Here is an 8,717-nt window from a genome sequence, read left to right as displayed (position 1 = left end):
GGCCTTGGTCGGCGATTTTTTCAAGGAGGGTTGGGGCTTCATCTTCGTTCCTTCGTCACTACGACGAAGCCCCAACCCTCCTTAAATCACAACCTCAAATCTGTGCCATTGGCGCTGACGGGGGACACATATAGGGGAGCGCTGAACTGCACTCAGACCAGCGGAACGTGTAGCTGCTGGCCAAGGTGATCGGCGGGCCATATCCGTGCGGTCAAATCGGAGCGCTTTGGATGTATGTGTTCAGATCCATCAGTGGAATTTGGTCTTGCTACACATCTGATCGGTAGGGCAATACGACTGGCCGTCGGCTGCGCGGTAATGCCGGTGAAGTATGATTGCTGGAACCATGATGGCGTCTCGCGAAAAGAAACAAAGGGCGGATCTGCCGACTAACGGTGATTCTGTGAGAAATGGCCGGGCGCGAAGGCGGCTGTCCCGCGAGGAATTGACCCCGGAAGCTAAGGAACGAATTTTTGCGGCAGCAGCGCAAGTCGTCGGCGTATATGGCTATATGAACGCCTCCATGAAGCGGATAACCCAGGCCGCTAGGATCGCCGAGGGCACGTTCTATCTCTATTTTTCATCTCGTCAGGCGCTGTTCGATGAATTGCTTCCCCATGTCGGCGCCCAAATGCTCCGCTTCGTCGGCGATCGCGTCAGGGGGACGGAGAATCTGTATGAGATGGAAGAGCGCGGTTTCAGGGCGTTTTTTGCGTTTCTGAAGAAGGAGCCCGGCTTTTTTCGCATTTTGAACGAAGCGGAGTCCGCCGCCCCTGACGCGCATCGCGCGCATTTCCGAATGTTAGGCGACAACTACCTGCGCGCATTGCGGCGTGGTGTTACTCGCGGCGAAATCCGGAACTTCGACGACGAGGAATTGGAAGCCGTCGCCTACATGCTGATGGCAGCGCGCAACTACCTTCACCTGCGATACGTCCGCGATAATCCGACCGCGAACGACATCCCGGAAAAGGTCGTGCAGGCCTATATGAAAATCGTTCGAGACGGTCTGCGCTGAGGAACCGTACATCGCCGCGAAGACCCTGCTTATCTCGGCAGGAGGTAGCTCGGCCTGCTTCTAAAGACTCGAATCCCAATAGCTTTTTGGGTTTTGCTTGATATTGCCTTGGTTCGAACAGGATGCCGACGACACGCGCCGGCTTGGTTGTGGTTGTCCTCGGTTCTCGATGAGCAGATACTCACTGAATATTGACTCACCGAATGGCTTTGGCTAGACCAAGGGTTCCTGCCGGCGGCTGCGGGTGTCGCGGTCGAAAGGCTCTGGGAGAGGCGCGGGTGTATGAAACCTTATTCTGAATATCGAACCATTGCTTTTTCGCGGCGAGGTCGGGTTCTCGAAGTGACGTTGAACCGTCCTGATCAGCTCAACGCCATCGATGAGCTGATGCACACCGAGCTCGCCAGACTCTTTCCCGAGATTTCTGCTGACGCCGCTTGCGACGTCGTGATCCTGACGGGCGCGGGGAGAGCATTTTCGGCGGGTGGCGACATTCAGTGGATGCAGGCCATGGTCGATAATCCCGCGCAGTTCGAGCAGACAGCCCGTGAAGCAAAGCAGATCGTCTATGGCCTGCTCGATTGTGAGAAGCCCGTGATCGCAAAGGTCAACGGCTATGCTACCGGCCTCGGCGCAACGATCGCTCTGTTCTGCGACATGATCTTCGCGGCCGACCACGCGAAGATCGGAGATCCGCATGTCAGCGTCGGTTTCGTGGCCGGCGATGGAGGCGCGGTAATCTGGCCGCAGTTGATCGGCTATGCACGCGCAAAGGAATTTCTGCTCACTGGTGACCTGATCGATGCGCCGGAAGCGGCACGCATGGGTCTCGTCAATCGAGCGGTGCCAGCTGCCGACCTCGATGCGCAGGTCGCCCAATACGCCGAGCGCCTGGTGGCGGGAGCTACCAAGGCAATCCGGTGGACGAAGCTTTCCGTGAACATCGGCCTGCGCGAGCTTGCAAGCAAGATCCTTGATGCAGCGCTCGCTTACGAAGCGTTGTCCAACGTCACGCCCGACCATCAGGAAGCGATCAACGCCTTTCGCGAGCGACGCGCTCCAGTCTTCGGTCATGCCATCGAGGCGCAACAATGAACTTTGATGAGAGCGAAATCATAGGGCATCTTCGCGCTACGCTCGAGCGCTTCGTCGAGAAGGAGATGCCGCGCAATCTTGTAGCGCAATGGGACAAGGCAAATAATTTTCCGCGCGATGTTTTCAAGAAGCTCGCTGATATTGGAATGATGGGACTGACCGTTCCGGAAGAGCATGGAGGCGCCGGTCGCGACATTCTCGCCACAATGATTGTGATCGAGGAGCTTTCACGGCGCAGTCTCGCAGTATCCGTGCCCTATATCATGGCCACCTGCTATGCGGGCATGAATCTCGATGAATGTGCAACCGAAGAGCAGAAGCGAGAGTTCCTTCCCCGCGTGGCCGATGGTTCGCTCATTTTCGCCTACGGATTGACCGAGCCCGATGCCGGAGCGGATCTGGCAAGCATCAAGACCAGGGCAGAACGGCACGGCGATGTCATCCGCATAAACGGCGCGAAGCGATTCTGCTCGGGCGCCGAGATTTCCGATTATATCTACACGCTGGTCCGAACCGGACCGGAGGAGGCCCGGCACAAGAATCTCTCCATCGTCCTCGTGCCTCCGACGGCTGCTGGAGTGACGATCGAAAGAATCGATTCGCTCGGGATGAAGGGCGCGGCAACCACCGATGTCACTTTTGAAGACGTGGAGGTTCCGCTGGCCAACCTGATCGGCGGTGAGGTAGGCTGGAATGCCGGATGGCGCATGCTGGTTGGCCCAGGGCTCGATGTCGAGAAGTTGGAGGTTGCGGCAATCGCCATCGGCGTGGCCCGGGCGGCGCTTGACGATGCCTGGAGTTACGCTTTCGAGCGGCGTCAATTCGGGAAGCTGATCGGGACCTACCAGTCGATCCAGCACAAGCTAGCTGAGATGAAAACGCAGCTGCACGCGGCACGGCTGACGGTGTACCAAGCTGCGTGGCTGGCCAACGAACATCGAGACTGCGGCGTGGAATCGTCAATGGCGAAGCTTTTTGCGACCGAAGTCTGCAAGTTTGTCGCCCTTGAGTGCCAGACAATCTTCGGCGCCTATGGCTATGTGAAGGAATTTGATGCTGAGCGCTATGTGAGGGATGCGCTCCTCCTGCCGATCATCGGTGGGTCATCCGCCATCCAGCGGAACAATATCTTCAAGCGCGCCAATACCTACGCCTGACTTGTATACGGGAGATATCGACGAGGAGGCTGGATCGCTTCGGCCTCCCTGCTCCCCGTCAGCGCCTATGGCACAGATTTGAGGTTGTGATTTAAGGAGGATTTGGGCTTCGTCGTAGTGACGAAGTGACGTGATGGCGTGGACGGCCCCTGTATCAGCGTAGCTGTGTCATGATGTGGTCGTTGTAGGTCCATGTGTGGACGACCCCTGCAGCGCAAGAGCTTTATGGAGCAATGAGCACCGGTCGGGTGCATCCATGTGTTCGGCCTGTTCGCGCAGCGCCGTATGGCTGCTGGCCCTGATGAAGTCCGCAGGTCGGCTCCCTAATCACGTCATCGCGCTCCAAGCGCTGTGACCCCCTGGGTTTTGCCGACCCCCGGTCTAACCGGTTCGTCATCACTACTCAGCTACTCTCACGCCATCCTGCCAACGAGCGTTACCCGCCAGCGCAGACGACGGTCACGCGGTTGCGGCCGCGTAGACTTCTTTGCGCGACATCACCGCCCAAGCAATGCGCGCCGTTTTGTTGGCGAGCGCGACCGTGGCGATCTTCGCAGGTTTGCGCTCCAGGAGCTGCGCCATCCAAGGCTGCCGATCAGCGTTTTTGCGCGTCATACGCATTACCGCCGTCGCGCCGACCACTAGCAGCCGCCGTAAGTAGCCATCGCCCTGCTTGGTGATCCCGCCCAATCGTTCCCTGCCGCCAGAGCTGTTGGCTCGAGGGGTGAGGCCGAGCCATGCTGCGAACTGACGCCCGGATCGGAACAGAGACGCATCTGGCACTGCCGCTGAGATCGCGGACGCCGTGATGGGACCGATGCCCGGGATCGTGGCGAGCCGGCGGCTCGTCTCGTCGGCGCGGTGCCATGCGAGTATCTGCGTCTCCAATCGGTCGATCTCGCCAGCAAGCGCCCTCAGTTGGGCTGCCAAGCCGTGCAGTGCTGACAGAGCATGAACAGGCAGCTCTTCCTGTTGCTCATACAAAGCCTTGAGCATCGCGGTCACGCCGCCTGCGCCGACGCCGGTTACAATGCCGTACTCGGCGAGGTGCCCTCGCAAGGCATTGATGAGCATGGTCAGCTGTCGCACCATCAGATCGCGGCTCTTGTGGAGCATCAACACTGCCTGCTGTTCAACGGTCTTCACGGCGACGAACCGCATCGTTGGGCGGGTCACCGCCTCGCAGATCGCCTCTGCGTCTGCTGCGTCGGTCTTCCCACGCTTCACGTACGGCTTCACATAGGCAGGTGGCATCAGCCGCACCTCGTGCCCCAACGCGATTAGTTCCCGAGCCCAATGGTGCGCCGATGCACATGCCTCCATACCCACGAGGCAACTTGGAAGATCGGTGAAAAAGCCGACCACCTCTGCGCGCCGAAGCTTGCGCCGGACAAGAACGGCCCCGTCGCTGCCGATCGCGTGTACTTGGAAAACACTCTTCGCCAGATCCAAACCGACGTTAACAACCTCCTGCTTCATGTACCAACTCCTAGACGTGGACCTACAACGACCACATCATGACACAGCTACGCTGATACAGGGGCCGTCCACGCCATCACGTCAAGCCCCATCCGATGATCTTGAAGTAGGTAAAATCTGTCTGCCACATCTCGTTGGACCGCGTGGTTTTCGTGTGGAACGCCTCTGCTGCCTTGATCACGGTATAGGCCGGGCTGGTGATCAGGTCGTGGGCCTTGAGCAGCCGGTAAACCGTGGCTTCGGAGACAAAATAGCGCTTCTCGTCGGTGAAGCGCACCGCTAGCTCGCGGGGGCTGAGATCGGTCTTCTCCAACGCCATCTCGACGATCTGCTGCTGGATATCGTCTCCGATGCGGTTCCATACCCGGCTCGGCGTGGATGGCCGGTCTGCCAGTGCTTCCGGCCCGCCTTCGAGGTAACGGTCATACCAACGGTAGAAGGTTCGGCGTACCACGCCGAGCTGGTCCAGCGTGCGTTTGGCTGGCAGGTGCGACTGCTCGACGATCCGGATGATCTCGAGCTTCTCGGATGCGGGATATCTCATGCGTCGTCTCCCCCAAGCCCGGTCATGCTTTTTTTGAGCAGGCGGTTCTCCAGCGTCAGGTCGGCCACGCACTCTTTCAGATCGCGGGCCTCACGGCGCAGATCCTTCACCTCGTCCGTGGTCGCGGCACGGGCTGTGTCACCGGCGCGGCGACGCTTGCCTGCTTCCATGAACTCCTTGGACCAGGTGTAATACAGGCTCTGCGCAATCCCTTCGCGGCGGCACAGCTCGGCAATGGAGTCATCGCCGCGCAGACCATCAAGGACGATCCTGATCTTGTCCCCGGCTGAGAAGTGTCGGCGGGTCTTGCGGCGGATGTCCTTCACTACCTGTTCGGCAGGGGCCTTGGTCCGCGATTTTGCATTGGAGGATTTGGGCTTCATCTTCGTTCCTTCGTCACTACGACGAAGCCCAAATCCTCCTTAAATCACAACCTCAAATCTGTGCCATAGGCGCTGACGGGGAACAAGACGGCCGCCAGCAAACTCTACTGGGCAGGGCGACCTGCCATGCGGATTGTGCAGGCTTTGTATTGGCTGCGGGACACAATGCCAGGTGATGACGTTGCAGAGTGGCGGGATCGCCTGAGCAGTCTGCTGGCAGATCCAGTACACGGCGAAAAACTGTGTGCAGATCTGGCCGATGGCTTTGCCACGTTACCCGCCTGGATGCAGGACTTCCTGCGCCCATTGCTGAGCGATCAGGCATCGCTATCGTGAATCCGGCATTCGATGAAATCCTGCGCGCCGATGCCGAAACGCGCGACGAGGCGGCCGACCTTCAGGTGACTGCGCTTGACGCATTCCGGATCGAGGGGGTGGGGCACAATGTCGACTTCCTCAGCGCGATCATGCAGCACCCCCGCTTCCGCTCGGGCGAGCTGACCACCGGCTTCATCGCCGAGGAATCCCCGATGGCTTCGAAGGTGCGCCCGCTGACACCCGTCTGCGCGGCGTTCTGGCGGCAGTAGGCGGCGTGATCGCCACCGCAGACGCAGACCGGGCGCGCCGGATCGAAAGGCAGCTCTCCAACGATCTCTATGCGCCGGGCGACTGGACCATCCGCATCGACGACCGCGAGGAAGATTCGACCACGCACGAGGTCAGGCTCGAAGAACACGCGCTGGAGCAGACCGATCTCACCCCCCCGAGCTGGCCGTGCGCTTCACCGACGAGAAGCGCTACTTCGTGCCAGAAGCCACGGTTTACCGGCTGCTGAAGGCTCATGACCTCATCACCAGCCCGGCCTACACAGTGATCAAGGCCGCCGAGAAGTTCCACACCTAGGCCACGCGACCGAACGAGATGTGGCAGACCGACTTCACCTACTTCAAGATAATCGGAGGGGGCCGTGTCTACCTCTCGACGCGGAGTCGTGGCAGTGGCGGAGCGGCCCCATGGCGCCCGTCACGGAGACGTTGCCGTTCGTGAGCGGTACGACGGAAGGCCGGACTTGAGGCGATCGATATCCTTTCGATATTAAGGTTTTCCCTTTCAATATTGGACCGACCCCGACAGACCGGCTAGCCTCCTCGCGGAAATCGACCGACGAAGCGCGATAATGAAGGCAAAAGAGCTTCAGGTTGCGGCGGAAATTCGCCGGTCGAGCGCTCGATATGAATTACTCTCAGATGGGCTGGACGAGGATGATCGAAATGAAGGCGGGAAGCGGCGATAGCACCGATCTGGACGTCATTGTTGTAGGGGCCGGGTTCTCGGGCCTGTACATCCTTCACGAGTTTCTGAAACGTGGGTACCGCGTCCATCTCTTTGACGACGGCGAGGGTCCGGGCGGAACCTGGGACAAGAACAATTATCCAGGTGCGCGGGTGGATTCCGAAGTCTGGGTCTACCAGTTCACGGACCCCGAGATCCGGCAGAACTTTACCTTCTCGGAGAAGTTTCCCAGCTGGCGCGAACTGAAGCCATACTTCAACTTCGTGGCCGATAAATGGGAACTGCGGCCCCATATGACCTTCGGCACCCGGCTCGAGGGCGCCGCTTTTGACGATGCCGAAAGTTTGTGGACCGCCCGGTTCAGCGATGGAACGACCCGCCGCGCGCGCCATCTCGTACTGGCGATGGGCTCGACCACGACCCCTGTCCTGCCGAAGATTCCCGGCATCGAGACGTTCGCGGGCGAGTCGTACCACTGCGCCCGCTGGCCCAAGGGTGAGGTTTCGTTCGCCGGAAAGCGCGTGGCCGTCATCGGAACCGGCGCGTCCGGTGTGCAGACAATTCAGGAGGCGTCCAAGACGGCCGATCATCTTACGGTCTACCAGCGCACGCCTAACCTCGCCCTCCCGATGGGCCAGGAGACGTACAGCGAGCAGGAATACGCCAAGATGGGGCCGCTGATCGGCTCTGCGATGGAGTACAGCAAGAAGACGTTCGGCGGTTTTGCGTACGATCTGGATTCCCGTCCCTGGGCCGACCGCTCCCCTGCAGAAAAAGACGAGGCGTTGCGGCGGAACTGGGATCAGAAGGGTTTCCGCTATTGGCTCGGAGCACCGTCGGATCTGTTCTTCGACGAAGAGTGCAATCGGGATCACTACTATTTCTGGCGCGACGAAGTCCGCAAGCGCATCAAGAAAGAATCCCTGATCGAACTGCTTGCGCCGACCGAGCCGCCGCACCCCTTCGGAGCCAAGCGGCCTTGCCTCGAGCAATGGTATTTCGACGCCTACAATCAGGAGAATGTGGACCTGATCGACGTCAATGCCGCGCCCATCGAATGCATCACTGAGAGTGGCATCGTGGCTGGCGGCGTAGCGCGCGAGTTTGACTGCATTGTCTATGCAACCGGCTTCGACAACTGCACCGGTGCGTTGGCAGCGCTCGACATCAAAGACGCCGCTGGGCGAACAATCAAGGATATCTGGGACGAGAAATATCTCACTTACCTGGGAAAAATGGTGCCCGGGTTCCCCAATCTCCTCTTTACCTATGCGTTGCAGAGCCCGTCGGCCTTCCTGAACGGGCCGACCGCCGCTGAGCTCGAAGGTGACTGGGTCGTAAATACCGTCGCCAAATTCGAAGAAACCGGAGTCCACCGGTACGAAGCGAATCTTGACGCGGCTCACCGTTGGGCGGAAAAATGCAACGAAGTCGCGAACATGAGCCTCATGCCCAAGGCCAAATCATGGTACATGGGTGCCAACGTTCCGGGCAAGCGTCCGGAAATCCAGCCCTTCATCGGCGGCCAACTTGCCTACAAGGCGGCGCTCGATGAGGAAATGGAGGCGGGTTACCCCGGCATGACGCTCGAGACGTCGCCGGTGTCGAACGTGGCGGCCGCCTAGGGTCAAAACCCAATCAGCCTCTTGAAAATGGTGCGATAGGTTGATTCAAAGGCCTTCCACGATGGATGGAGGCCCGTTTTGATGTCGCGTTCGTTGTTCTGGCTGTCAGATGAAGCCTGGCTG

6 protein-coding genes and 3 pseudogenes are annotated in these 8,717 nt (G+C 59.5%); 7 read left to right on the top strand and 2 right to left on the bottom strand.

What is annotated here, in order from left to right; translation table 11 throughout:
• Nucleotides 1-331 precede the first annotated feature (331 nt).
• The 3 genes from EH199_RS23690 (at nucleotide 332) to EH199_RS23680 (ending at nucleotide 3,270) form a co-directional block, all read left to right on the top strand.
• Complete coding sequence (locus EH199_RS23690; RefSeq protein WP_223806905.1) at nucleotides 332-1,018, top strand: TetR/AcrR family transcriptional regulator; 687 nt, start codon at nucleotides 332-334, stop codon at nucleotides 1,016-1,018.
• A gap of 282 nt (nucleotides 1,019-1,300) precedes the next feature.
• Nucleotides 1,301-2,113 carry an enoyl-CoA hydratase/isomerase family protein gene (locus EH199_RS23685; protein WP_124811491.1) on the top strand — a complete coding sequence of 271 codons (813 nt, stop codon included), beginning with the start codon at nucleotides 1,301-1,303 and terminating at the stop codon, nucleotides 2,111-2,113.
• The gene (locus tag EH199_RS23680) at nucleotides 2,110-3,270 is read left to right on the top strand and encodes an acyl-CoA dehydrogenase family protein (protein ID WP_124811490.1); all 1,161 of its coding nucleotides are present in this window, start codon (nucleotides 2,110-2,112) and stop codon (nucleotides 3,268-3,270) included. The genes EH199_RS23685 and EH199_RS23680 overlap by 4 nt, the downstream gene beginning before the upstream one ends.
• Nucleotides 3,271-3,729: 459 nt before the next feature.
• Here EH199_RS23680 and EH199_RS23675 read toward each other — a convergent pair whose 3' ends face one another.
• Together EH199_RS23675 and EH199_RS23670 are read right to left on the bottom strand one after the other, a co-directional pair.
• Complete coding sequence (locus tag EH199_RS23675) at nucleotides 3,730-4,749, bottom strand: IS110 family transposase (protein ID WP_124811489.1); 1,020 nt, start codon at nucleotides 4,747-4,749, stop codon at nucleotides 3,730-3,732.
• A gap of 85 nt (nucleotides 4,750-4,834) precedes the next feature.
• Nucleotides 4,835-5,676 (bottom strand): annotated as a pseudogene (locus EH199_RS23670) (transposase); the annotation flags it as partial.
• Between the two features lie 126 nt (nucleotides 5,677-5,802).
• On the opposite strand from EH199_RS23670, the gene EH199_RS23660 reads away from it, so the two are divergent.
• The 4 genes and pseudogenes from EH199_RS23660 to EH199_RS23645 all read left to right on the top strand — a co-directional run bounded on the left by EH199_RS23660 (nucleotide 5,803) and on the right by EH199_RS23645 (nucleotide 8,594).
• The gene (locus EH199_RS23660) at nucleotides 5,803-6,012 is read left to right on the top strand and encodes a hypothetical protein (protein WP_190287414.1); all 210 of its coding nucleotides are present in this window, start codon (nucleotides 5,803-5,805) and stop codon (nucleotides 6,010-6,012) included.
• A gap of 35 nt (nucleotides 6,013-6,047) precedes the next feature.
• A pseudogene (locus tag EH199_RS23655) lies at nucleotides 6,048-6,418 on the top strand (acetyl/propionyl-CoA carboxylase subunit alpha); the annotation flags it as partial.
• Nucleotides 6,407-6,660: pseudogene (locus EH199_RS23650) on the top strand (IS3 family transposase); the annotation flags it as partial. The pseudogenes EH199_RS23655 and EH199_RS23650, both read left to right, overlap by 12 nt.
• Before the next feature lie 278 nt (nucleotides 6,661-6,938).
• The gene (locus tag EH199_RS23645) at nucleotides 6,939-8,594 is read left to right on the top strand and encodes an NAD(P)/FAD-dependent oxidoreductase (protein WP_190287413.1); all 1,656 of its coding nucleotides are present in this window, start codon (nucleotides 6,939-6,941) and stop codon (nucleotides 8,592-8,594) included.
• Nucleotides 8,595-8,717 lie beyond the last annotated feature (123 nt).

Source organism: Novosphingobium sp. LASN5T, assembly GCF_003856955.1.
Classification (GTDB): domain Bacteria; phylum Pseudomonadota; class Alphaproteobacteria; order Sphingomonadales; family Sphingomonadaceae; genus Novosphingobium.
The sequence above is the reverse complement of the archived record's forward strand: the minus strand, read 5'-3'. Positions and strand labels throughout refer to the sequence as shown.

Excerpts from the sequence above, each read along its gene's own strand:
- EH199_RS23690 (WP_223806905.1), top strand. The coding sequence starts at position 332 with ATGATTGCTGGAACCATGATGGCGTCTCGCGAAAAGAAACAAAGGGCG.
- EH199_RS23660 (WP_190287414.1), top strand. The coding sequence starts at position 5,803 with ATGCGGATTGTGCAGGCTTTGTATTGGCTGCGGGACACAATGCCAGGT.
- EH199_RS23645 (WP_190287413.1), top strand. The coding sequence starts at position 6,939 with ATGATCGAAATGAAGGCGGGAAGCGGCGATAGCACCGATCTGGACGTC.
- EH199_RS23680 (WP_124811490.1), top strand. The coding sequence starts at position 2,110 with ATGAACTTTGATGAGAGCGAAATCATAGGGCATCTTCGCGCTACGCTC.
- EH199_RS23675 (WP_124811489.1), bottom strand. The coding sequence starts at position 4,749 with ATGAAGCAGGAGGTTGTTAACGTCGGTTTGGATCTGGCGAAGAGTGTT.
- EH199_RS23685 (WP_124811491.1), top strand. The coding sequence starts at position 1,301 with ATGAAACCTTATTCTGAATATCGAACCATTGCTTTTTCGCGGCGAGGT.